Annotated in this window: 22 protein-coding genes and 1 tRNA gene; 13 read left to right on the top strand and 10 right to left on the bottom strand. The window is 65.4% G+C overall.

Features of this window, described 5'->3' with window-relative positions; genetic code table 11:
* Window positions 1–123 precede the first annotated feature (123 nt).
* Genes AC2FAN_RS15165 through AC2FAN_RS15155 form a run of 3 tightly spaced genes read left to right on the top strand, consistent with a single transcriptional unit; the run spans window position 124 to window position 4076 of the window.
* Window positions 124–1014: an ABC transporter substrate-binding protein gene (locus AC2FAN_RS15165; RefSeq protein WP_485175118.1), complete on the top strand. Its 891-nt coding sequence runs from the start codon at window positions 124–126 to the stop codon at window positions 1012–1014.
* Entirely contained in the window at window positions 1007–3004 is a 1998-nt protein-coding gene (gene fhuB / locus AC2FAN_RS15160; protein WP_265050488.1) for a Fe(3+)-hydroxamate ABC transporter permease FhuB, read from the top strand. Before AC2FAN_RS15165 ends, fhuB begins: the two co-directional genes overlap by 8 nt.
* Window positions 2997–4076, top strand: coding sequence for a siderophore-interacting protein (locus AC2FAN_RS15155; protein WP_265050489.1), 1080 nt, complete (start codon window positions 2997–2999; stop codon window positions 4074–4076). Before fhuB ends, AC2FAN_RS15155 begins: the two co-directional genes overlap by 8 nt.
* Window positions 4077–4160: 84 nt before the next feature.
* Here the strand turns inward: AC2FAN_RS15155 and minE are convergent, their stop codons facing one another.
* The 4 genes from minE to AC2FAN_RS15135 all read right to left on the bottom strand — a co-directional run bounded on the left by minE (window position 4161) and on the right by AC2FAN_RS15135 (window position 7381).
* Window positions 4161–4424, bottom strand: a complete 264-nt coding sequence (gene minE / locus AC2FAN_RS15150; protein WP_265050490.1) for a cell division topological specificity factor MinE — start codon at window positions 4422–4424, stop codon at window positions 4161–4163.
* Window positions 4421–5236 carry a septum site-determining protein MinD gene (minD, locus tag AC2FAN_RS15145; protein WP_265050491.1) on the bottom strand — a complete coding sequence of 272 codons (816 nt, stop codon included), beginning with the start codon at window positions 5234–5236 and terminating at the stop codon, window positions 4421–4423. Before minD ends, minE begins: the two co-directional genes overlap by 4 nt.
* A 28-nt stretch (window positions 5237–5264) precedes the next feature.
* Complete coding sequence (gene minC / locus AC2FAN_RS15140) at window positions 5265–5999, bottom strand: septum site-determining protein MinC (protein ID WP_476806159.1); 735 nt, start codon at window positions 5997–5999, stop codon at window positions 5265–5267.
* 188 nt (window positions 6000–6187) lie between these two features.
* A complete protein-coding gene (locus AC2FAN_RS15135) occupies window positions 6188–7381 on the bottom strand; it encodes an MFS transporter (protein ID WP_485175114.1) in 1194 nt (397 codons plus the stop codon).
* On the opposite strand from AC2FAN_RS15135, the gene AC2FAN_RS15130 reads away from it, so the two are divergent.
* Window positions 7359–8264, top strand: coding sequence for an AraC family ligand binding domain-containing protein (locus AC2FAN_RS15130; protein ID WP_485175112.1), 906 nt, complete (start codon window positions 7359–7361; stop codon window positions 8262–8264). The genes AC2FAN_RS15135 and AC2FAN_RS15130 overlap by 23 nt on opposite strands.
* Here the strand turns inward: AC2FAN_RS15130 and AC2FAN_RS15125 are convergent.
* Window positions 8261–8536: a hypothetical protein gene (locus tag AC2FAN_RS15125; protein WP_476806157.1), complete on the bottom strand. Its 276-nt coding sequence runs from the start codon at window positions 8534–8536 to the stop codon at window positions 8261–8263. The two genes, AC2FAN_RS15130 and AC2FAN_RS15125, sit on opposite strands and share 4 nt — an antisense overlap.
* Window positions 8537–8768: 232 nt before the next feature.
* On the opposite strand from AC2FAN_RS15125, the gene AC2FAN_RS15120 reads away from it, so the two are divergent.
* The 3 genes from AC2FAN_RS15120 to AC2FAN_RS15110 are packed head-to-tail and all read left to right on the top strand — an operon-like array spanning window position 8769 to window position 12452.
* Complete coding sequence (locus tag AC2FAN_RS15120) at window positions 8769–9776, top strand: iron ABC transporter substrate-binding protein (RefSeq protein WP_485175110.1); 1008 nt, start codon at window positions 8769–8771, stop codon at window positions 9774–9776.
* Window positions 9777–9831: 55 nt separating this feature from the next.
* A complete protein-coding gene (locus AC2FAN_RS15115; RefSeq protein ID WP_485175108.1) occupies window positions 9832–11412 on the top strand; it encodes an ABC transporter permease in 1581 nt (526 codons plus the stop codon).
* The gene (locus AC2FAN_RS15110) at window positions 11409–12452 is read left to right on the top strand and encodes an ABC transporter ATP-binding protein (protein ID WP_485175106.1); all 1044 of its coding nucleotides are present in this window, start codon (window positions 11409–11411) and stop codon (window positions 12450–12452) included. Before AC2FAN_RS15115 ends, AC2FAN_RS15110 begins: the two co-directional genes overlap by 4 nt.
* Before the next feature lie 95 nt (window positions 12453–12547).
* On the opposite strand, the gene AC2FAN_RS15105 is transcribed toward AC2FAN_RS15110, so the two are convergent.
* From AC2FAN_RS15105 to AC2FAN_RS15095, 3 genes are all read right to left on the bottom strand, one after another.
* The gene (locus AC2FAN_RS15105) at window positions 12548–12907 is read right to left on the bottom strand and encodes a nuclear transport factor 2 family protein (RefSeq protein WP_485175104.1); all 360 of its coding nucleotides are present in this window, start codon (window positions 12905–12907) and stop codon (window positions 12548–12550) included.
* Window positions 12908–13172: 265 nt separating this feature from the next.
* Window positions 13173–13808, bottom strand: coding sequence for a ferric reductase-like transmembrane domain-containing protein (locus AC2FAN_RS15100; protein WP_485175102.1), 636 nt, complete (start codon window positions 13806–13808; stop codon window positions 13173–13175).
* Window positions 13789–14316, bottom strand: a complete 528-nt coding sequence (locus AC2FAN_RS15095) for a peptidase associated/transthyretin-like domain-containing protein (protein WP_485175100.1) — start codon at window positions 14314–14316, stop codon at window positions 13789–13791. The genes AC2FAN_RS15100 and AC2FAN_RS15095 overlap by 20 nt, the downstream gene beginning before the upstream one ends.
* Before the next feature lie 479 nt (window positions 14317–14795).
* Here AC2FAN_RS15095 and AC2FAN_RS15090 point away from each other — a divergent pair, with 479 nt between their 5' ends.
* The 4 genes from AC2FAN_RS15090 (at window position 14796) to AC2FAN_RS15075 (ending at window position 18213) form a co-directional block, all read left to right on the top strand.
* Entirely contained in the window at window positions 14796–15920 is a 1125-nt protein-coding gene (locus AC2FAN_RS15090; RefSeq protein ID WP_485175099.1) for a zinc-dependent alcohol dehydrogenase family protein, read from the top strand.
* A 273-nt stretch (window positions 15921–16193) separates the two neighbouring features.
* The gene (locus AC2FAN_RS15085; protein ID WP_265050504.1) at window positions 16194–16634 is read left to right on the top strand and encodes a cupin domain-containing protein; all 441 of its coding nucleotides are present in this window, start codon (window positions 16194–16196) and stop codon (window positions 16632–16634) included.
* A 10-nt stretch (window positions 16635–16644) separates the two neighbouring features.
* Complete coding sequence (locus tag AC2FAN_RS15080) at window positions 16645–17703, top strand: L-dopachrome tautomerase-related protein (protein WP_485175096.1); 1059 nt, start codon at window positions 16645–16647, stop codon at window positions 17701–17703.
* A 96-nt stretch (window positions 17704–17799) separates the two neighbouring features.
* On the top strand, window positions 17800–18213 hold the full coding sequence (locus tag AC2FAN_RS15075; protein ID WP_485175094.1) for an SRPBCC family protein: 414 nt from the start codon (window positions 17800–17802) through the stop codon (window positions 18211–18213).
* Here the strand turns inward: AC2FAN_RS15075 and AC2FAN_RS15070 are convergent.
* Window positions 18197–19144 (bottom strand): LysR family transcriptional regulator, encoded by a 948-nt coding sequence (locus AC2FAN_RS15070; protein ID WP_485175092.1) that lies wholly within the window; start codon window positions 19142–19144, stop codon window positions 18197–18199. The genes AC2FAN_RS15075 and AC2FAN_RS15070 overlap by 17 nt on opposite strands.
* Before the next feature lie 130 nt (window positions 19145–19274).
* On the opposite strand from AC2FAN_RS15070, the gene AC2FAN_RS15065 reads away from it, so the two are divergent.
* Both AC2FAN_RS15065 and AC2FAN_RS15060 read left to right on the top strand, forming a co-directional pair.
* Complete coding sequence (locus tag AC2FAN_RS15065; RefSeq protein ID WP_485175090.1) at window positions 19275–20384, top strand: alkene reductase; 1110 nt, start codon at window positions 19275–19277, stop codon at window positions 20382–20384.
* 55 nt (window positions 20385–20439) lie between these two features.
* The gene (locus AC2FAN_RS15060; RefSeq protein ID WP_485175088.1) at window positions 20440–21336 is read left to right on the top strand and encodes an NAD-dependent epimerase/dehydratase family protein; all 897 of its coding nucleotides are present in this window, start codon (window positions 20440–20442) and stop codon (window positions 21334–21336) included.
* Between the two features lie 641 nt (window positions 21337–21977).
* Here the strand turns inward: AC2FAN_RS15060 and AC2FAN_RS15055 are convergent.
* Window positions 21978–22053 (bottom strand) — tRNA-Ala (locus AC2FAN_RS15055).
* Between the last annotated feature and the right edge of the window lie 46 nt (window positions 22054–22099).

Below are 22099 nucleotides of genomic sequence, written 5' to 3'. Positions count from 1 at the left end.
TGACCCGGGATCCATGCCGGGTTTCTCAAGAGATCGTCAGGCATGGATCCCGGGTCTCCGCTTCGCCGTGTCCGGGATGACATGCGTTTCAATCAAAACGCAGCACGCACTAGACCCTGATAGATGATCGCCCTCCCTCCATTCCCGACACGACGCGGCGCACTCGCGCTTCTCGCGGCTGCGGGCCTGCCGCTGCCGGCCCGGGCGGCCGGCCTGCGCGTCGCAACCGTGGACTGGTCGGTGCTGGAGACATTGCTCGCGCTCGAAGCTCCCCCGGTCGCCGCACCGGAATTGCGGCAGTTCCGCGAGGTCGCGGTCGAGCCGGAGGTGCCGGCAGGGGTCACCGATCTCGGCCTGCGCGGCACCGTCAACTTCGAATTGCTGCTGCTGTCGCGACCGGAGCTGATCTACTCGTCCAGCTTCTATGTCTCGTCCGAACCACGTTTGCGTCGGATCGCGCCGGTCGAGAGCTTCTCGATCTATGCGCCGGGGCGAGCCCCCTATGAGCCGGCGGTCGCCATGACTCGCAGCATCGGCGAGCGCCTCGGCATCGCCGCCGGGGCCGAGCGCTACATCGCCGAGACCGAGGCCGAACTCGCGGCCCTGCGCGAACGGCTGAAGCCCCATGCCGCGCGCCCGGTGATCCCGGTCAATCTCGGCGACACCAGGCATTTCCGCGTCTTCGGCGCCGACAGCATGTTCGGCGAAGTGCTGAAGCGTCTCGGCCTCGCCAACGCCTGGACGGACCAGACGAGCTATTCCGCCATGGCGCCGATCGGCCTCGAGGCGCTCGTTCGCATGCCCGATGCCTTCGTCGCGCTGATCCCGCCGGTGCCGCCCGGCGCGATGCGCACGCTCGCGGCCAGCGCCTTCTGGAACGCCCTGCCCAATCTCCGCGACGGGCGATTGCTGGAGCTCGGCTCGATCAATCCCTATGGTGGCCTGCCCGCGGCACGGCGCTTCGCGCGGCTGCTGGCAGAGGCTTTGCTCAAGGCGGAGACGGCGCGTGGCTGAAGCCGTCCAGCCCGCGCGGCCGCTGCGGAAAGGCCATCCCGGCGCCTGGCTCCTGGCCGCGCTGACAGCGGCAGCGCTCCTCGCCACCGTCGTGGCCACGCGGCCGCCGCTGCCCGGCTCGCCGGAGCTCGCCCGGGCACTCGAAAACATCCTGCTCTGGCAAAGCCTGATGCCGCGCGCCGTCACGGCGCTGATATGCGGCGCCGCGCTCGGGCTCGCCGGCATGCTGCTGCAGCGCGTTTTGCGCAACCCGATCGCCGACGCCTCGACGCTAGGTGTCGCCTCCGGCGCGCAGCTCGCGCTCACCATCGCCACGGCCTATGCACCCGCATTGATCGCCTTCTCGCGCGAAGGCGTCGCGCTGGTCGGCGCCATCGTCGCGGTCGCCCTCGTCCTCGGCCTGAGCTGGCGCCGCGGTCTCGACCCGATGACCGTGGTGCTCTCGGGCATGGTGGTCTCGCTGGTCTCGGCGGCGGCAAGCGCGACCGTCATCCTCGCCAAGGGCGAATATGTGCTGTCGCTCTTCATCTGGGGCGCCGGCTCGCTCAACCAGCAGAGCTGGGATGTGGCTCTGGCGCTCGGCCCGCGCTTTCTGCTGAGCGCGCTTGCCGCCGCGCTGCTGCTTCGCCCCCTCGCCTTGCTGGGGCTCGACGAGGATATGGCCCGCAGCCTCGGCCTCGCCCTGCATGCCACCCGCCTCGCCGTGCTCGGCATCGCCATCTGGCTCGCGGCCAGCGTCACGGCCGAGGTCGGCGTGATCGGCTTCGTCGGACTGGCCGCACCGGCACTCGCCCGTGAACTCGGCGCCCGTACGCCGCGCCAGATGCTGCTCGCGGCGCCCACGCTCGGCGCGCTGCTCCTGTCGATCACCGACAGCGCCGTGCAGCTGCTGGGCTCCGGCTTCAACGACCTCGCCCCGACCGGCGCCGCGACCGCCCTGTTCGGTGGGCCTTTGCTGCTGTGGCTGATGCGGCGCGTCCCGCCTGCCCTGCCGCCTCAGGCAACCGACGCCGTGCCGGGCGCCGACCGAACCTCGAGATCGTTCCGGGCTCTCGCGCCGCTTGCCGCGCTCATCATGGCGGTCGCTGCGCTCGGCCTTGTTCTCGGGCGCGGACCTGACGGGTGGGGCCTCGCGGCCGGCCCGCTCTTCTGGGAGCTGCTGCCCTTCCGCGGCCCGCGCCTCGTCGCAGCCGGAACAGCGGGCGCATTGCTCGGCGCCGCCGGCTGCCTGATGCAGCGCCTCACCGCCAATCCGCTCGCGGGACCCGAAGTGCTCGGCGTCAGCGCCGGTGGCGGCGTCGGGTTGCTGCTTGCGCTCAGCCTATTGCCGGCGAGTCCCTTTGCGATGCTGGCCGGCATCGCGGGCGGCTCGCTCGCCGTGCTCCTGGTCATGCTGCTCTTCGCCGCGCGCCCGGGGGTCGGGCCGCAACGCCTGCTGCTCGCCGGCATCGCCATGGGCGCGCTCTGCATGGCCGTGGTCTCGACCGCGATGGCTCAGGGCGATCTGCGCGCCTACATGCTGCTGGTCTGGCTGTCGGGCTCGACCAACCGCGCCGGCGAAGTCGAGGCCTGGACCGGCCTCATCGCCTGCATCGTGCTGATCGCGCCGCTCCTGCTCGCGGTGCGCTGGCTCGACCTGCTGCCGCTGGGAGAGGCGACGAGCCGCAGCCTCGGCCTGCCGGTCGAGCGCAGCCGGCTCTATCTCGCCGCGCTGGCTGCCCTGATGACGGCGGTCGCGTCGCTTCTGGTCGGACCGTTGAGCCTGATCGGGCTCATCGCCCCGCACCTCGCCCGTCTCGCCGGTTTCGCGCGCAGCCGCGACCAGTTGCTCGCGTCGGTCCTGATCGGGTGCGGCGTGATGATCCTCGCAGATTGGCTCGCGCGGCTCGTCGCTTTCCCCTATCAGGTGCCCGTCGGGCTGTTCGCCGCGCTGATCGGCGGCCCCTATCTGGTCTGGCTGCTGAACCGCGGAGGAAGCCGGCATGGCTGATGAGATCGAGCTCCATGCGAGCGCGCGCGTCGTGCTGGCCGATCCGATGGCCGTGCTCGATCGCGTCTGCGCTCATTTCACCGAGCACGGCAGCGTGACACGCCACCCGGAGGGCGCTCGTCTCGACGGCCCCTATGGCTCGGTCGAGATCGAGGTCGCCGACGGCGCGCTGGACCTGTCCGTGACCAGCGCGAACGAGACCTATCTCTTCGTCGTCAAATCCTCGGTCGCCGAGCATCTGTTCGAGTTCGCCGCGGGAGAAGCGTTCGAGCTGAGCTGGCAGGGGGATATCCCCGCGCAGATGCAGATCCCCTATTTCCGCGAGGCGGTGGTGCGCAGCGCCCATGACATCACGCCGACGATGCGGCGCGTCGTCTTGGCCTGCGAGGACACCGCGCATTTCGAAAGCGGCGGCCTGCATGTCCGGGTCCTGATCCCACCGCCGGGGCGCGCGCCGGTCTGGCCGAGCGCGGGGGCCGACAGCCGTGTCATCTGGCCGGAAGGCGAGGACGAACTGGTGAAGCGGGTCTACACCATCCGCGCCATCGACCATCAGCGCAGGGAGTTGACCGTTGACGTCGTGCTGCACGACGATTCGCCAGGCTCGGTCTGGGCGCGCAACGCAGGGGCCGGCGACCGTGTCGGCCTGCTCGGACCGGGCGGCGGCGACGTCGCGCCGGCCGACTGGTATCTGCTCTGCGGGGACGAGACCGCCCTGCCGGCGATCGCGCGCATCGCCACCTCGCTGCCCGCCACCGCCCGCGCGGCGGTGGTGATCGAGGTCGCCGACGGGGCCGAGGAGCAGGAAATCCTGTCCGACGCCGCAATCGAGGTCATCTGGCTGCATCGCAACGGCGCATCGGCCGGCTCGACGGATCTGCTGCCTGACGCTGTCCGCTCGATCGCGCTGCCGGAGAGCGGCGACCCGTTCGTCTTCGCGGGCTGCGAGCAGGCTGCCGCGCGCGCCATCCGCAAGCATCTGCGCCAAGAGCGCAAACTGCCGAAGGACCGCCATCTCGTCGCGGCCTATTGGCGCCGCGGCCATTCCGACGTGCACGACCACGGCGATTGAGAGCCCCGCCGGCCGCGCCCCGTAACGGGTACGAGGCCGGCCAGACCCTCGGTCGGTCGAGGCGCGGATCGGAGAGAGCGGCCGTCAGGCCGCCTTTTTGCCCGCGTCGAACGGGATCTCGATGTCGACAGCCAGCGTCGAGACCTGAGCGCCGCGTTCCATGCGGACGCTGACCTTCTCGTCGTCGACCTGCATGTGCTTCGAGATCGCGCGCAGGATTTCATCCCTGAGCTTGGTGACGAGGTCGGAGTCGCCGACGGCGGCGCGCTCATGCGCCAGCAGCACCTGCAGTCGCTCGCGCGCAGCCGGGGCCGACTGGGAGCGGGAGAAAAGACGGAGCAGGTTCATGCCGCTTTCCTTCCGAAGAACTTGCCGAAGAAGCCGCGCTTCTCCCCGGGGATAGTGATCGGCAGGGCCTCGCCCTTGAGCCGGCGCGCCGCTTCGAAATAGGCGATCGCCGGCGCGCTGCGCTCGTCCGCCAGCGTGACGGGAGAACCGACGTTCGACGCCCGCAACACGTCCATGCTTTCCGGAACGATGCCGAGCAGCGGAATCGACAGGATTTCGAGGACGTCGTCCACCTTCAGCATGTCGCCGCGCTCGGCCCTGACGGGGTCGTAGCGAGTGAGCAGCAGATGCTTCTCCATGCGCTCGCCGTTCTCGGCCTTGAGCGTCTTGGAATCGAGCAGGCCGATGATCCGGTCGGAATCGCGCACCGAAGAGACTTCCGGATTGGTGACGACGATGGCGATATCGGCATGGCGCATCGCCAGCGTCGCGCCGCGCTCGATGCCGGCCGGGCTGTCGCAGATCACCCAGTCGAACGAATGCTTGAGGGCACCGATGACCGCCTCGACGCCCTGCGCCGTCAGGTTGTCCTTGTCGCGCGTCTGCGAGGCCGGCAGCAGGTAGAGCGTCTCGAGCCGCTTGTCGCGGATCAGCGCCTGGGTCAGCTTGGCTTCGCCCTGGATCACGTTGACGAGGTCGTAGACCACGCGCCGTTCGGCGCCCATGACCAGGTCCAGATTGCGCAGCCCGACGTCGAAATCGACGACCACGACCTTCTCGCCGTTCTGGGCGAGGGCTGCGCCGAGCGCCGCCGACGACGTCGTCTTGCCGACGCCACCTTTGCCCGATGTGACCACGATGACCTTGCCCATTGACCTCTCCTGTTGATGTGGACGCGCCTTAGGCGAGTGATCCGACCTTGAAACTGTCGCCTTCCAGCCAGAACTGGACGGCCTTCCCGCGCAGGTCCGTTTCCAGGTCCTCGGCCGTCTTGTAGTAGCCGTCGATAGCGACCAGCTCGGCTTCGAGCTTGCGGCAGAAGATGCGCGCCGAGGCGTTGCCCATCGTTCCGGCCATGGCCCGGCCCCGCAGCGTGCCGTAGATGTGGATCGAGCCACCCGCGATGACCTCGGCCCCCGAGGCGACCGAGCCGACGATGGTCACGTCGCCTTCGGTGAAGATCACCGACTGGCCCGAACGGACGGGTTGGGTCACGACCAGGGAAGGCGCCGCCTTCGGCACTGGGATGGACGGCGGGGCGGCGCTTTCGGACGCATGAGACTGGCCGCCCTCGTCCGCCGCGGGCACCTCGATATCCGAAGTCGGGCGGCCATCCGTCATCGCCGGCGGCAGATCCGCCCCGAGCAGCGAGGGGCGCGCGCCCTCGATGCCCATGATCCGCACATTGCGGGTGCCGAGCCTGTCGATCAGGTCACGAAGCTGCGGACGGTCGACATCCAGCCCGGTGATGTCGAGGACCACCGGCCGCCGCATGAAGAAGCCGGTCGAGCGCGAAGCCAGGTCGTCGAGCCGCGCCAGCCAGTCTTCGAAGGGAAGCTCCGGGGTCAGCGACAGCGCAAGGAAGCTGCGCCCCTTGAGACGAATGGGTCGGGGTTGGGTTAACACGCCGGTCATCTTGGTAAATTTTCGGTTTCTTCGGTGTATCGAGCGTATGGTTAACAAGCGGTAAACCGCTGGCTCGTATCCACGGGAAGAAGCCGACGGCATGCGCCGGACCGTCCGGCCGAGGCCGGGAGCAAGAGCCGCTCGTTGCGCGCGACGGCGGCCTGAGTTCCAGCCGGAATTCGCCTGGGATAACCCGCTTATTCCGCCGGAGCGGCCGTCTCCGACGCTCCCTGCGCGAGACAGTAGAACGCCAGCGAAGCAAGCCAGACGATCAGGCCGAACACGGCGGCGCCAGCCAGGACCAATCCGAACCCGCCCTGCGCATGCAGGAGCGCCAGCATCGGAACGACGAAACCGCTCACGGTGAAGCCGAGGAAATATCGCACGCTGAACGCCTTGGCGCGGTGCTGGGCCGGCACGTAGCGGGCGACCATCGCATCGTTGACGACGACCTGCCCGTAGATCGCGGCGATCGTCAGAACGAGGCCGACCAGCAGCAGCAGGCCCTGCGTCGTGGCCGCGATCACAAGGCCGAGCGGCTGGAAGAGAGCAAGGCCGACGAACAGCGAAGGCAGCGTATAACGGTCCACCAATCGGCCCATCAGCCACTGCATTCCGGCCCCGAACACGAAGACCAGTGTCGCCAGGGAGCCGATGAGCGCCAGCGGCAGGTCGAGGCCGAGCCGTTCGTCGATGACTTTCGGCAGCGCGATCGTGGTGATGTTGAAGGTCATGCCGCCGGCGATGACCGCGACGGCGAACACGGCGAGAAGCGCCAGCGGACGGCTGACCGGGATGAGCTCGGTCTTCCCGGTCCGGCTCGCATGTGGCGTCCCGTCACCGGGAACGAGCGCGATGAAGGCCGCTCCAAGCGCGAGGCAGACGAGGCCGGGCAGCACAAAGGCAGCGCGCCAGCCGAGGCTAGCCGCCAGAAGGGCGGTGACGCCGGCCGCCGAAGCCGCGCCGAGATTGCCCCAGACCGCGTTGATCCCGAGATCGCGCCCGAGCTGGCGGGCATGATTGACCAGCATCGTCGAGCCGACCGGGTGATAGATCGCCGATGCCACGCCGAGCACGAGCAGCCAGCCCGCGAACGCCGTCGGCCCGTTCGCGCTGGCGACGCCGAGGCAGGAAACGCCATAGCCGAGGAAGAAGACGGCGAGCATGTTGCGCCGGCCGAAGCGATCCGAAAGCCACCCCATCGGCAGGGAACACAGGCCGAAGGCGACGAAGGCCCCCGTCGCAAGCCCGATGAGCTCGGCATAGCCCAGGCCGGTCTGCGCCGCGATGGCGATCACGGCCGTCGGATAGATCAGCAGCACGAAGTGATCGAGCGCATGCGCGGCGTTGACGAAGAGGAGCGTTCGCTTGGACAGCGTCTCGGGGCTCATGGGCATGCTCTTGGCGGCGACGTACTCTTCTACCTTGACCCATTGCGCCCGTCGGGCCGTTATTCGGCATCCTCGGGCCAAAAGGAGCGTGCCCATGCGCAGCGAAAGCGACGCCTATCAGACGGTTCCGCGCGCAGTCGCCGTCATGCCCAAAACATATGAGGCGGGCGCGAGCACCGGCTGGCACAGTCATCCGCGCGCTCAATTGCTTTACGCCACCACCGGCTTAACGCTGGTGACGGCGGAGGACGGCACCTGGATTCTGCCCGCGCGCCATGCGCTCTGGATTCCGCCGGGACTTTCCCATGAGGTAAGAATGCACGGGCAGGTTTCGATGTGTTCGGCCTACATAGCGCCCGAGGCCGTCGGAATTCTGCCGAAGGGCTGCCGCGTGCTTGAGGTGACGCCGCTGCTTGCCTCCTCGCTGGTGGCATTGGCGGCCGAGCCTCTCCTCTATGAGGAAGGCGGGCGCGGCGGACATCTCGCCGCGCTGATCCTGGAAGAGATCGCACGCGCGCCCGAAACACCTCTGACCTTGCCTCTGCCGCGAGATCCGCGATTGCGGCGTGTCTGCGATGCATTGCTGAAGGACCCCGCCTCGAACCTCGATCTCGACGACTGGGCCCAGCGCGCGGGAGCAAGCCGGCGCACGCTGACCCGCAGTTTCCGCACGGATACCGGCATGAGCTTCGGCGAATGGCGGACACGCATGCGGGTGGTGCGCGCGCTGGCTATGGCGACGGATGGCAGCCCTCCGCACCACATCGCCCGTGCCGTCGGCTATGCCAATCTGCGGGCGCTCCGCACAGCCGCCGCGCGGGTCCTCGGCAGCGCAGACCTGTCCTGGCGGAGTGGATCAGGCGCTGATCTGCGAGAGAACTAGCCGGGCTTCTTGAGGTCGATCACCTTGATGGTTCCGCTGGGCTCGCGCTCGGGAACCTCGCCGCCTCCGATTTCGACGGTGTCGGAGTGGTGCTTCTCGGCAGCAAGGCCTTCGGAGTCGCGCGGTTCATAGGGCGCATGTGGACCGGTCGGGTGAGCCGAGCGCGGGTTTGGGCCGGCTCGATGCTCGTTCTCCTCCCCGGGTTGCCCGGGGCGCCGAGCCGTCGAGTAGCCCGCGGGCGTATCGGTTTTGCGGTCTCGATCGATGTTCATGGGTTCACTCCTCTCGGAGTCGAACCTCTGCATCCGGATCAAGTTCCAGCATAGCGGCAGCAACCCTCCGGCTTGCAACCCCACGCCCGCCATTGGCGGATGGCTGACGTCCGACGGAGAGAAGCCATTGTTTCAAATGATTATAAACTGAGCGATAATAATTGACAGCGGTGACTCATGGGAATCTAACGCCGGCCCATCTCGCAATCTGTGTTGGCAGGAGAAGGTCGCCATGAGGTCCTATTCGTCCCTCGCTCTTCGAATTGGCGTTCTCGCCATCTCCCTCGCTGCGGCGGGCGCGGTTCGGGCCCAGGATGGCATCACGGTCTACAACGCCCAGCACGCCAGCCTGACCCAGGCCTGGGCCGATGGCTTCACCAAGGAGACCGGGATCAAGGTGACGATCCGCAAGGGCTCCGACACCGAACTCGCCAACCAGATCGTCCAGGAGGGCGCCTCCTCCCCCGCCGACGTCTTCGTCACCGAAAACTCTCCGGCCATGGTGCTGGTCGAGAAGGCCGGCCTGTTCGAGGCGCTGCCCAAGGACATCCTAGATCAGGTGTCGGCCCAGTTCCGCCCCACGAGCGGTCGCTGGACGGGCGTCGCCGCGCGCAGCACCGTCTTCGCCTATGACAAGCGCAAGCTGAAGGAAGCCGACCTGCCGAAGTCGATGCTCGACCTCGCCGATGCGAAGTGGAAGGGCCGCTGGGCGGCTTCGCCGTCGGGCGCCGATTTCCAGGCGATCGTCGGCGCGCTTCTCGTCCTCAAGGGCGAGAAGGTCACCGCCGACTGGCTCAAGGCCATGAAGGAAAACTCCAGCGCCTATCGGGGCAACAGCGTCGCCATGAAGGGCGTGAACGCCGGCGAGGTCGAAGGCGCGGTGATCTATCACTACTACTTCTTCGGCGATCAGGCGAAGACGGCCGAGAACAGCGGCAACGTCGCGCTGCACTATTTCCGCAACCAGGATCCCGGCGCTTTCCTGAGCACGTCGGGCGCCGGCGTTCTCGAATCCAGCAAGCACAAGAAGGAGGCCGAAGCCTTCGTGAAATGGATGGGCGGCAAGCATGGGCAGGCCGTCCTGCGCGACGGCGATTCCTTCGAATACGCCATCGGCAACGGCGAGGCCTCCAATCCGAAGCTGGAGCCGATCGCCAAGCTCGACGCGCCGAAGGTCGAGCCTTCGCAGCTCGACAGCAAGAAGGTCACCGAGTTGATGACCGCTGCCGGCCTGCTCTGACGCAGTTGCGCCGGCTGATGGCGTGTGCGAGAGCCCCTCGCACGCGCCTTCTCCCATGACCGTTTCGCTTTCCCTCGACACGCCGGCTCTGCCGGTCTTGCCGCTCAGGCGGCAGCGCCATCTCGCCGGCCGGGCGACGCTGCTGCTCGCCGGCGCCGTCTCGCTGTGCGCGCTGCTGCCGCTCGGATTCATCGCCTGGATTGCGATCGAGACAGGCTGGCAGACGGCCTTCGCCCTGATCTGGCGCCCCCGTGTCGGCGAATTGCTCGTCGACACGCTGCTGCTCGAACTGTGCACGCTGCCACCCGCGATCCTGCTCGCGGTCGCGCTGGCCTGGCTCACCGAGCGCAGCGACATGCCGGGGGCCAAGTTTTTCTCCTGGCTCGCCGTCGCGCCGCTCGCCGTGCCCGCCTTCGTCCAGTCCTATGCCTGGTTCAGCCTGCTGCCCCGCTTTCACGGGCTGCCGGCCGCGGTGCTGGTGTCCGTCCTCGCCTATCTGCCGTTCCTTTATCTGCCCGTCGCCGCGCAACTGCGCCGGCTCGATCCTGCGCTCGAGCATGCCGCCGCCTCGCTCGGGCAGTCTCCGTCTGGCGTGTTCATGAGGGTGGTCCTGCCGCAGCTGCGGCTCGCCATCTGCGGCGGCAGCCTTCTCGTCGGGCTGCATCTGCTGGCCGAATACGGGCTCTACGCGATGATCCGCTTCGACACCTTCACCACCGCGATCATCGACCAGTTCCAGTCGAGCTATAACGGCCCGGCAGCGAACATGCTCGCGGGCGTGCTGGTTTTGAACTGCTTCGGACTGATCGGTCTCGAATGGCTGCTGCGCGGCAGCGCGCGCTACGCCCGGCTCGGTTCCGGCGCGCCGCGTCCCGCCACGCCGCAAGGGCTCGGAGCCTGGCGGGTTCTGGCGCTCGCGCTGCCGCTCGCCTTCGCCGCGCTCAGCCTCGGCGTGCCCATGCTGACGCTCTCCCGCTGGCTCATGGTGGCGGGAGCCGATGTCTGGCGGCAGGATGCGCTGGCCGCATCCCTCGCCGGGACATTGGGCTATGCCGGTCTCGGGGCGCTGGCGACCGTGGCGGCCGCACTGCCGATGGCCTGGCTGTCGGTACGCGCCCCCGGCCGCGCAACCCGTTTCCTGGAGAGCTGCCACAGCTATCTAGGTGCACTCCCGGGCGTCGTGGTGGCGCTGGCCCTCGTCACGGTGACGGTGCGCATCGCCCTGCCGCTCTACCAGACGGTCGCGACCGTGATCCTCGCCTATATCCTGATGTCCCTGCCGCGTGCGCTGGTGGGGCTGCGTGCCGGCATCGCGCAAGTGCCGGTCGAGCTGGAGCGGGCCGCGATGTCGCTTGGCCGCAGCCCGGCGCGAGCCCTTCTCGCGGTGACGCTGCCGCTAGCGGCGCCCGGAGTTGCCGCTGCGATGGCGTTGGTGGCCATGGGCGTGGCGACGGAGCTGACGGCCACGTTGCTGCTGGCGCCAAACGGCACCCGCACGCTGGCGACCGAGTTCTGGGCGCTGACCAGCGAACTCGACTATGCGAAGGCCGCGCCCTATGCCGTCCTGATGATCCTCCTGTCGCTGCCGATGACCGCGCTGCTGCACGCTCAGGCCCGCAAATCCCTCGGCTCATGACCCAGCTCGTCATTTCGGATGTCTCGAAGCGCTATGGCGCGACAGCGGCGCTGGACCGCGTGTCCCTCTCCGTGGCGGCGGGCAGCCGTGTCGCCATCGTTGGCCCTTCCGGCTCGGGCAAGACGACGCTGCTGCGCGTCATCGCCGGTTTCGAGGCTCCCGATACGGGCCGGGTGACTCTGGACGGGCAGACCCTGGCCGACGGACCGGCGATCGCACCCGCGCATCGCCGCCGGATCGGCTATGTCGCCCAGGACGGGGCGCTGTTTCCGCATCTCGACGTCGCCGGCAATCTCGGCTTCGGCATCCCGCGGACCGAGCCGGACCGGGCGACCCGGTTGCATGAATTGTTGGAGCTCGTCGAGCTCGATGCCGCGATGCTGACGCGCCGGCCGCATGAGCTCTCGGGAGGACAGCAGCAGCGTGTCGCGCTCGCCCGGGCGCTCGCCCGGAAGCCGACCCTGATGCTCCTCGACGAACCGTTTTCCGCGCTCGATACGGGGCTGCGCGAGAATGTCCGGCAGGCTGTGGCACGCGTGTTGGCCCAGGCCGGAATCACGACGATCCTGGTCACGCACGATCAGGCCGAGGCTTTGTCCTTTGCCGATCAGCTCGCGGTCATGCGTGAAGGCCGCCTGGTGCAATCGGGCAGGCCGACCGAACTCTATTGGCATCCGATGGATGTCGACACCGCGCTGTTCCTCGGCAACGCCGTCCTGCTCGAAGCCGAGATCGGAGGCGGCACCGTCACCTGCGGGCTGGGCAAGCTGTCAGCGGAGACAGGGGACCGCCGCGGAAGAGGCGTCATCATGCTCAGGCCCGAGCAGTTCCAGCTTTCGCCGGATGGCTCGGGTCCTGAAGCTCATGTCGAGAACGTCTCTTTCCAGGGTGCCCAATGCACCGTGACGCTGCGGGCACATCACGGGGCGGAGACGATCAGCTTCACCGCACAGGTTTCGAGTGTCGATCAGCCGCAGATCGGAGAGACCGTTTCGATATCGGTAAGAGGGGCAGCGTTTCTGTTGCCCCCCACCGTCTAGGGCCTCGATCGCAAACGTCCGCTCTCAGCCAGCGCAGTCAACGATGTTGGGCCGGCGTCGGTCGGTGAATTGCGGATTCAATACCGACCGCAATGTTACGATACGGCCACCGAAGCATAGGTATGCATCAGGATTTTGCCATCGCGTATGAGAAATGTATCGGTAGCGAAGGTCACGAACGGTTTCGCATTCCAGGTAATGAACGCGTATTCGCCATCACAAACCTTGCTTTCGAGGACATAGGCGTCCCAGAATGCAGGCGCCGCACTATCGATGAATCCCTGGAAAAACAAGCGCAACTCCGAAAGGCCGCGAATGGCGCCCTTCGACGTGATCACCACTGATTCATCCGTATAGTCGGCAAGGACCTCGTCCACGCCCGCAGCAAACGCGCCCATATGATGTTCCAGGACTTTCCTGGACATCGATGTCACATCAGAATGGTCTGTCGTCATCGAATACTCTCCAGTTATTCTGGTTGGGGCGACGTAAAAACACACCGAAATTTGCGAGGTAAATATGTAATTTACGGAATCGAACGAGAAACTTTTATTATAATTAAATCAATCGATGTACTTTGTTTATTTAGCAATTCCATTGCCATTTTATTACAGCGACTCGAGCTCATATTGAGAACAGATACGACGCCCCCGAAAAAAACTCTTCTGAAACTGTAGAACGCTACCCGTAAGAAGGTGTCTCAGGTCGATGCTATCTGACCTATATGCTTTGGAGAATCCGCCGGCGACGTAAGGGCGCAAGCACATTGACATCAAGCGCGCCGACAGTTGTCGCCGCCAGCGCCGCGATGCAGACCGAGAGCTTGGAGTATTCCTCCATCACCCCTTCGATCTGAATGGCGTGTATCGCGCCGGCGCCGACAACAGCCACCGCCAGTACGCTGTGAAGGATGCGCCAGAGCCGATAGCCAAACCGTAGCAAACGCCGGGTCGCCACCAGCACGGCCATAAGCACCAGACACCACAGGCTGATCACTCCGTAGAGCGAGAAGGGCGTCGGTGCGACCAGCAGCAGCGCATCGGTCACGTCGTCGGGGCTGTAGGCGTAGAGCGCACCGACATGCAATGCCACCACGGCGACGATCGCTATCCCTGTCCAGCGGTGCCAATGGACGCCGTCCTTCGCCGCCAGCAGCGGCGGTGCGGCCGCCATCAGAAGCGGCTGAACGAACAGCAGGCATAGCGCCACCACCCCGGCCATGCCGCCCATGATCCAAAGCATCTCTCGCCCGCCCTGCAGCGGATTTGCCGCGGCGGCGATGACCGGCGCTGCGGCAATGCCCACCACCACGATCCATGCTGCGATCCGGCGCGCATCAACTCCGGCGCGGCCCATTCGAAACCTCCGGCGCGAGGACGAAATCGGCCGTGATGCTCGTGTCATGCCGACTGTTCAATACGGGTCGCAGGAACAGCGTCGCAAAGCCGGGGTCGTCATAGGCAATATGAATGTGCGGCTGTCCAAACTGGGGGACTATCGGCGAAATCTCAAGCCGGTAGCCGCCATCCGGCCCCGTCATGACGCTGCCGCGGTTGCTTGCAACCCGCTCCCCGCCGCGCTCGGTGGCGGCCCAGATCTGGATCCGGACATTGGGCAGAGGCGCGCCATCACCCGCCCTGCGAACCACGCCCGACGCGACGAAGCCGGTGCCGAGATTCCGCACCACCGGCGCATTCGGAACGTAATTGTTGGAGCCGCCGGGCATCGTCTCGGTTGGGGAAAACGTGCTGCTCGCCGACGACTGCGCAATGGCGGATGTGAAGGAGCGCGGCAGCAATACCGCAGCCCCCACGGCGGCCGCGCCTGCGAGAACAGCTCTACGATCGATGATCTTGCCGGTCATTGTCTGCTCCTTCAAACGTTTTGAATGTCTGCAGCCCTCCCCTTGGCGAGAAGGTTCCCGGGCGCCTCCTGCCAGCGCACGACCAAGGCGTCGATTCCGCATTCAGCGAGAGCTGAATTGACGAAGGAATGCCTATGGATGCGGCCCGCCGGATAGCCGATCGGGGAATGATCTGACTTAAAACATCATATATCATATTTCGTTTTAAGCGGACTGCAAGCGAAAAAATTCTGTTCCTCAACGAGATCGGTTGGATGGGTCGCGTCGACGGAAAAGGTGGCAAGTCTGAGAATAGCTGCTTCGCCTGCGCTTCCACCGCAGCAGGCTTTGGATGAGCAACCATAGGCCACCTCGGCGCGCTCTATTCCCGAATTCGCTTCCCAACTGATGCGAAGCCTCGCCTGCTTCCGGGCATGATAGGGTCTCTGCAAGCTCCGGTGTGAAGGCCGTCACGTTTCGGCCCAACCGGAGATAGGAACATGCAGGTCAAGGCAGCCGTCTTGCGGCAGATGAACGTCCCAGGGCCTTATGCCCAGAGCCGGCCGATCGTGATCGAAACGATCGACCTGGCCCCGCCGGGACCCGGCGAAGTGCAGGTCCGCATCGGAGCAGCCGGCCTTTGCCATTCCGACCTTTCCGTCATCAACGGCGACCGGCCCCGTCCCATGCCGATGGCCCTGGGGCACGAGGCCGCCGGCGTGGTCGAGGCGCTGGGCGAGGGCGTCGACGATCTTGAGCCCGGCGACCACGTCGTCATGGTCTTCATGCCGAGTTGTGGCCACTGCCGTCCCTGCGCTGAGGGACGTCCAGCTCTGTGTGAACCGGGAGCCGTCGCAAACGCAGCAGGTACGTTGATGGGTGGCTCGGTCCGGTTGAGCGGGCGTGGCGACAGAATCCATCACCATCTCGGCGTTTCGGCCTTCGCCGAGCGTGCGGTCGTGTCCCGCAACTCTCTCGTGAAGATCGACCGCGACCTTCCTTTCGTCGAAGCCGCGCTGTTTGGTTGCGCGGTGCTGACCGGTGTCGGCGCGGTCGTGAACACGGCAAGAGTTCGAATGGGGTCTACGGCAGTCGTGATCGGCCTCGGTGGTGTCGGCCTCGCATCAGTCCTGGGAGCGCGGGCTGCGGGCGCCAGCAAGATCGTCGCAGTCGATCTCTCGCCCGAGAAGCTTGCGCTAGCCAAGGAGCTAGGAGCGACCGCGGTGGTCAATGGCCGCGACGAGGATGCGGTTGAACAGGTTCGCGAATGGACCGGAGGCGGAGCCGACTATGCTTTCGAGATGGCGGGTTCGATCCGCGCCCTCGACAACGCCTTCAAGATGACGAAGCGGGGTGGCACGACGGTGACGGCGGGGCTGCCGCCACCCGGTTCCGCGCTGGCGGTGAATGTGGTGCAGATGGTCGGCGAGGAACGCACCCTGAAGGGCAGCTATATTGGCACCTGCGTACCCGTTCGTGACATTCCGCGCTTCGTAGACCTTTATCGCGACGGGCGCCTCCCCGTGAACAAGTTGCTCAGCGGCAAGCTGAAACTTGAAGACATCAACGAAGGCTTCGACCGGCTGCATGATGGCAGCGCGGTGCGCCAAGTCATCGAATTCTAGCGCGATAAAAAACTCCTGCCGATCCTCGAGCATGGGCAATGCGGGAACGGCATGCGCCCGACTGCAACCGACACTCCACCAACCCCTGCGCGCTCCGGTCTTCGCCACCGGCGCCGCGAGGATGATCCTGCGCCGGGCTAGCGACTGATCATCTGTGCTTTCGGTTCTCAAATCCTGTTCGTCGCCACCTCATTCTGCCTGCGACTCGACGGGCCTAGGTTCGCTGCGGACCAGGCGCCGCTCAGCAAGGCGCCAGATGCAAAGGACTTCGCCATGGCCCCGACGCACCAACGCAAAAAGCTTGTAGAGGCGGCCCCTCACGCCGCCTTTGACCTCACTGAAATCATCACGACTTTCCCGGAGACTGCGGAATCGCTCCTCGTCGATGCGCGGCTGACCGACGAGGACGAAGCGAGCGCGCGCGTCTTCCGCGTTTATCGCCCTACGCCAGCGCATTACCACGCGACCTGCGACGAGTACCTGATCGTGCTGTCGGGCCGCGGGCGCTTCTTCATGGGCGAGCGCGAGCCCTTTGAAGTCGGCCCTGGCCAGATGCTGTTCTTCAAGAAGGGCACGGTGCACGGCATGCCCGAGATCATCGAGCACCCGCTGTTCATGGTTTCGGTGGATACGCCGCGCCGCGAACCGAGCGACATCATCTTTGTCGAACCGGCGGATGGAACGCCCGCCGGTTTCATTCAGCCGAAATCGTAAGGGGGCGATGATGAACAAGGGTCAATTGGAAACGGTCGCCATCTTTCCCGACGAGCGACCGGGCAACCCGACGGTGATGCGCGACGGGCGGGTTCTGGTCTCCATCTCGGCGATCATCGCTCCCGAATTCGCGGTTCGGGCCATCGCAAGCGACGGCAACCACACCCCCTATCCCGATGAGTTCTGGGCCGGCAAGCCACGGCCCGATGGCCGAGGGATGGCTGGCGTAATTGGCATTCGGGCGGATGCGGACGGCATCGTCTGGATGCTCGATCTCGGTGATCGCACTCACCAGCCGAAGCTCGTCGGCTGGAATGATTACGAGAACCGACTTCACAAGGTGATTGTCCTGCCGCAAAACGTCCTGCGGCCGAGTTCCTTCGCCCAGGATTTCGTCATCGATCGCCGCCGCCGGCGCATCTACATCGCCGACATGACGCTGAATCCAGGCGGGGCCAGCGACTACCCGGCGATCATCGTTGTTGATCTCGATACCGGCCTGTCCCGGCGCATGCTCGAGGCGCACCCCACGCTGATGCCCAGCGAAGACCCGGTGCGGGTCGACGGCAAGACGATATCGCTTCGAATGGCGGACGGCGAACTCGTTCCCTATCGCTACGGGCTCAACCCGATCGCGATGGATCCCCTTGGGAAATGGGTTTATTTCGGCGCGATGTCAGGAACGTCCGTCCATCGGATCCCTGCCGACGCACTGGCTGACGAAAGCGACGTCGCGGCGCTCGCGGCGCAGATGGAGTACTGGTGCGCCAAACCGCGCTGTGACGGCTTCGACGTCGACGCCCTCGGCAACATCTATGTGACCGATGTCGAGAACAGCGCGATTGGATTGGCCTCGCCCATGGGCTACTCGATCCTCGCTCAAGATCGCGACCGGCTCGCTTGGCCCGACGGGGTCGAACTCGATAGCGAAGGACGCTGGCTCTACATTACCGCCAATCAATTGCATCGCCTCCCCGTCCTCAATGGCGGTGTGGATGAAAGCTCCCCACCGTTCCGCCTGCTGCGCATCCGCGTCGATGCGCCGATGAAAGCCGAGAAGGTGGCCTGATCGTCACCTTCGACCACACGGCTTCACACGGGAAGATCGTGGCGAGCTTTGGCCGAAAGAGCGGGCGGTTCAGCCCGTTTTGAAAAGGAAAGAGCGATGATCGAGGTGAGGGTTTCCGTCGCGATTGCCGCATCCGCGGAACGCGTCTGGTCGATCATGGGCGGGTTCGACTTCCTGCCCCGCTGGCTGAATATGGTCATCAGCAGCGAGCTTAGCGACGGTGGGCGTGTTCGCCGGCTTGTAACCTCGAACGGCGCGACAATCGTCGAACGACTGCTGGAATTCAGCCAGACCGAGCACCGCTACAGCTATGCTCACCTCGACAGTCCGGACCCGGTATCGGGCTATGTCGGTGTCATGTCTGTCCGCGACGAGGAAGGCGGAGCGGTAGCAACCTGGTCGAGCAGCTTCAATCCGATAGGTATCAGTCCGACCGAAGCCGTCGCACGCTACGAAACGGTCTATCGCGAGGGCCTGGCGGCGCTGAAACAGCTTATCGAGCAGGGCTGACCGAGCCGCCGGCGGAGGCCGGAGCGCGTCCGTTCGCCATGAAGGCCTGCAGCCGCGGCACCATGAAATCGAGGAAGGCGCGCACGCGTTGCGGCACGCGCTGTCCGCCAAGATAAAGGGCGTGAACCTCTTCGAAATCGGCCGTGGCAGGATCGGCGAGCACTTCGACAAGACGTCCGGCGGCGAGGTCGGGATCGACATGGAAGTCGGCCAGCCGTGCCAACCCCACGCCTTGGAGCGCCATCTGACGGACGGTCTCCCCGTTATTGGCGAGGAGGCTGCCGCGAACCAACCGGTCAACGATACGCCCGTGTTGCCGAACGGGCCAGACCGGAGCCGCTCGCCGGAAATTGAAACCAAGGCAGTTATGCCCGTCGAGATCTTCGACCGTGAGGGGCACGCCGTGCTTTTCGAGGTAAGCTGGAGCGGCAACGATCCGCCGGGAGGCTGAGCCGATTTTGCGCGCCATCAAATTCGAGTCGGGCAGCACCCCGACACGGAATGCGATGTCAGTCCGATCGAGATAGAGATCGACGATCTCGTCCGAGAGCGAGACATCCACAATGATGTTAGGATGTGCCTCCCAGAATGCCGGCAGCAGCGGCACCAATCCGTGCACTCCGAAAGCGACCGACACGTTGACGCGCACAGTACCGCTGGCGTGACCCGCCCCCTGCGCAAGCTCGCGTTCGATATCGTTGAGCTCCGCGAGCAAGGCGCTGCTGCGCTCATAATAGAGCCGCCCCTCATCAGTCAGCGAAAGGCGCCGCGTCGAGCGTTCGACGAGACGCACGCCGAGCCGGTCCTCGATCCTGCCAATGAGCTTGCTCACCGTGGATGGCGTCGTCAGCAACTGCCGCGCAGCCTCGGAAAAGCTGCCGGCTTCAACAACCCGCAGGAAGACCTGCATCTCGCCTGCCCGGTTGTCCATGCTCTCGCCTTTGAAATTGAATCACAGATTAGATGAAGCGTGAGCGGATTATCAAGCAGGCGCCCCACCGCCATCTTGCAGGTCCAGGCGACATGGAGCCGCCATTTCCAATCCGATGAGGATTCTAGAGATGAGCAAATTGTTTGAGCCCTTCGCCATGCGCGGCCATACGCTCTCGAACCGCATCGCGATGGCCCCCATGACGCGATCGCGAAACCCGGATGGCATCGCCAACGATCTCACTGCGCAGTATTACCGCCAGCGCGCGGGCGCCGGCCTGATTGTTACCGAGGGAACCCCGATCTCGCCCTCCGCCGAGGGATTCCTCTTCATCCCCGGCATCTACACGAGCCAGCAGGTCGCCGGGTGGCACCGGGTGACCGAGGCGGTGCATGAAGAGGGTGGCACCATCTTCGCCCAGCTATGGCATGTCGGGCGGGTCAGCCATGTTTCCAATCAGCGGGGCGGCATCGCGCCGGTCAGTTCGACCACACAGATCGCGCGCAACTCGCAGGCTTGGGGTCTGACCGCCGATGGCACGCCCGGCGCTGTCGACGTATCGCAGCCGCGCGCACTGTCGACAGAGGAGGTAGGAGGCGTCATTGCGGATTTTGCCAAGGCAGCACGCAATGCGGTCGATGCGGGCTTCGACGGAGTCGAACTTCACGGTGCCAATGGTTATCTTATCGAGCAGTTTCTGAACCCGCTGGTGAATGACCGCACCGATGCCTATCGAGGTGACACGCTCGAAGGCCGCGTCCGCTTCCTGGTCGAAGCTGTCGACGCCGTCATCGAGTCGACTGGCCCCGAGCGGACGGCAATACGCCTCTCGCCCTATGGCGGCCTCTTCGACATGGGACAGTACCCGGAGATCGAAGAGACCTATCTGCACATCGCCGACGAACTCTCGAAGCGAAACATCGCCTATGTCCATTTCATGGACCAGCGCTCGCGAGGGAGCTCGCCTATCCCGGCAGGCTTTCTGCCGAAATTCCGGGCCCGCTTTCGAGGCACGCTCGTCCTCGCCGGCGGGATGACCAGGGAGCTGGCCGAACGTTACATTGCGGAGGGGCTGATCGATATCGCCGCGTTCGGCGAACCCTTTATCGCCAACCCCGATCTGGTCGAACGGCTGCGCAACGATTGGCCGCTTGTCACACCTGATCGTGAGCTCAGCTACGGCGGCGGCGCGCGCGGCTACACCGACTACCCGACCTACGAAGACGCGAAAGTCGCCTGAGCCCGTGCCGCCCCCGACGCCGGCCAGGATCGGAACTAATGCAAGGACAAATCCAGTGAAGATTTTCGTTACCGGTGCGAGCGGGTATATCGGCGGAGCGGTCGCCACATTGCTCGCCTCCCAAGGTCATCAGGTGCGCGGTCTCGTGCGGAGCGCGAGCAAGGCGGACGGCGTCCTCGCCAAGGGCATCGTGCCCGTCTTCGGTACGCTCGATGACCGCGAGCTGCTTGCGGCCGAGGCGACAGCCGCGGATGCCGTGGTCAACGCTGCCAACAGCGACCATAGGGGTGCGGTCGAAGCCTTGCTCTCGGGCCTCGCCGGATCTGACAAGCCGTTCATTCATACAAGCGGTACCAGCCTCGTCGGCGATGAGGCGATGGGCGAGCCTTCGGACGCCACCTTCACGGAGGAGACGCCGGTCAAGCCTGAGCCCGACAAGGAGCCTCGAGTCGCGCTCAACCAATTGATCGTCGATGCGGCCCCCGGGGTGCGTTCGATCGTATTGTGCAACAGTCTGATCTATGGCCACACGTTCGGCCCGCCGGCACAAAGCGTGCAGATCCCGCCCCTCGTCGCACAGGCGAAGGAAAGCGGCATCCCCCGCTACATCGGGCGCGGGCTTAACGTCTGGTCGAACGTCCATATTGCCGACATGGCAGAACTCTATGTCCTGGCGCTCGAAAAGGCGCCGGCCGGCAGTTTCTACTATGTCGAGAATGGCGAGGCAGCCTTCGGTGACCTCGTCCGCGCGATCGGAAGTACGCTCAAGCTCGCCCCGGCACAGTCCTGGTCGGCGCAGGAGGCAATCGCGAAATGGGGCCGGGAGCTTGCGGTCTTCGCGCTCGGCTCGAATAGCCGCGTCCGTGCCGCGAAGGCCCGCAAGGAACTCGGCTGGAAGCCAAGGCACGGTTCGGTGATCGAGTGGATCGAGAACGATTTCGTGCACCCCTGACCTCGCGATCACAACGAGCAACGCGTCCTCCAGCCTGCGAGCGCTCGCCCCCACGAGAAGCATAAGGTGACATAATACTCCGGCTCCCAAACTCCGCCTCTGAACGCCGGGCTGGCCGCAATTCAGGAACTCGACACCGGCAGCCTCCAGCGCGATCTGGACCTTGCGGACAGCAAACCGGGATAGCCCTGACGCTCGCTTGCACCTCCTCAACTCTCTTGCGGAACAGCAGATAGAGGGGCACCTGCGGATGGCCCTGACGATTTCGACCGATCTGAAATAACCGCTTTGCGAGCTTTGATACTGGCCGTAGCGAAACGATTCGCAGCATCAAAGCGTTCGCCGCATGATGAGTGCTAATTCTGCAATCCCAATCCCGCGACGCGCTAAAAGCGATTTCCGCGAAGGACAAGGATTTCGACGCCGAAGAAGTCCTGGACGACATCTTTATGCGCGTGGATCACGTGCTTTCCCAGGTGAGCCAGCCACGGGGGCGTTCAGTGCGTAGGGACTGAAATCCGAATGCAGCCCTATAGAGCCGTTTCCGTCCGAACTGATTTGCGTTTACTGTTGGGGTATGTTGGGTACCGCGGCCAATGACGCCGCAGCCTCAACAAGATCAGCTATTTATACGAAAGCCTTGGTGGAGCTGAGGGGATTCGAACCCCTGACCTCTGCAGTGCGATTGCAGCGCTCTCCCATCTGAGCTACAGCCCCAAGGCGCTGGCCTTCTAGGCCGTGCGCCGCGTGGATGTCAATCACC

It is taken from the genome of Allobosea sp. RIT-PG3_2, from assembly GCF_057321085.1.
The sequence above is the reverse complement of the archived record's forward strand: the minus strand, read 5'-3'. Positions and strand labels throughout refer to the sequence as shown.

What these genes read in the sequence shown, in the direction of transcription:
- AC2FAN_RS15135 (WP_485175114.1), bottom strand. Translation starts at nt 7,381, where the DNA reads ATGAGCCCCGAGACGCTGTCCAAGCGAACGCTCCTCTTCGTCAACGCC.
- AC2FAN_RS15115 (WP_485175108.1), top strand. Translation starts at nt 9,832, where the DNA reads ATGACCGTTTCGCTTTCCCTCGACACGCCGGCTCTGCCGGTCTTGCCG.
- AC2FAN_RS15100 (WP_485175102.1), bottom strand. Translation starts at nt 13,808, where the DNA reads ATGGGCCGCGCCGGAGTTGATGCGCGCCGGATCGCAGCATGGATCGTG.
- AC2FAN_RS15065 (WP_485175090.1), top strand. Translation starts at nt 19,275, where the DNA reads ATGAGCAAATTGTTTGAGCCCTTCGCCATGCGCGGCCATACGCTCTCG.
- AC2FAN_RS15120 (WP_485175110.1), top strand. Translation starts at nt 8,769, where the DNA reads ATGAGGTCCTATTCGTCCCTCGCTCTTCGAATTGGCGTTCTCGCCATC.
- AC2FAN_RS15095 (WP_485175100.1), bottom strand. Translation starts at nt 14,316, where the DNA reads ATGACCGGCAAGATCATCGATCGTAGAGCTGTTCTCGCAGGCGCGGCC.
- minC (WP_476806159.1), bottom strand. Translation starts at nt 5,999, where the DNA reads ATGACCGGCGTGTTAACCCAACCCCGACCCATTCGTCTCAAGGGGCGC.
- AC2FAN_RS15105 (WP_485175104.1), bottom strand. Translation starts at nt 12,907, where the DNA reads ATGACGACAGACCATTCTGATGTGACATCGATGTCCAGGAAAGTCCTG.
- AC2FAN_RS15085 (WP_265050504.1), top strand. Translation starts at nt 16,194, where the DNA reads ATGGCCCCGACGCACCAACGCAAAAAGCTTGTAGAGGCGGCCCCTCAC.
- AC2FAN_RS15075 (WP_485175094.1), top strand. Translation starts at nt 17,800, where the DNA reads ATGATCGAGGTGAGGGTTTCCGTCGCGATTGCCGCATCCGCGGAACGC.
- AC2FAN_RS15155 (WP_265050489.1), top strand. Translation starts at nt 2,997, where the DNA reads ATGGCTGATGAGATCGAGCTCCATGCGAGCGCGCGCGTCGTGCTGGCC.
- AC2FAN_RS15125 (WP_476806157.1), bottom strand. Translation starts at nt 8,536, where the DNA reads ATGAACATCGATCGAGACCGCAAAACCGATACGCCCGCGGGCTACTCG.
- minE (WP_265050490.1), bottom strand. Translation starts at nt 4,424, where the DNA reads ATGAACCTGCTCCGTCTTTTCTCCCGCTCCCAGTCGGCCCCGGCTGCG.
- AC2FAN_RS15165 (WP_485175118.1), top strand. Translation starts at nt 124, where the DNA reads ATGATCGCCCTCCCTCCATTCCCGACACGACGCGGCGCACTCGCGCTT.
- minD (WP_265050491.1), bottom strand. Translation starts at nt 5,236, where the DNA reads ATGGGCAAGGTCATCGTGGTCACATCGGGCAAAGGTGGCGTCGGCAAG.
- AC2FAN_RS15080 (WP_485175096.1), top strand. Translation starts at nt 16,645, where the DNA reads ATGAACAAGGGTCAATTGGAAACGGTCGCCATCTTTCCCGACGAGCGA.
- AC2FAN_RS15070 (WP_485175092.1), bottom strand. Translation starts at nt 19,144, where the DNA reads ATGGACAACCGGGCAGGCGAGATGCAGGTCTTCCTGCGGGTTGTTGAA.
- AC2FAN_RS15110 (WP_485175106.1), top strand. Translation starts at nt 11,409, where the DNA reads ATGACCCAGCTCGTCATTTCGGATGTCTCGAAGCGCTATGGCGCGACA.
- AC2FAN_RS15090 (WP_485175099.1), top strand. Translation starts at nt 14,796, where the DNA reads ATGCAGGTCAAGGCAGCCGTCTTGCGGCAGATGAACGTCCCAGGGCCT.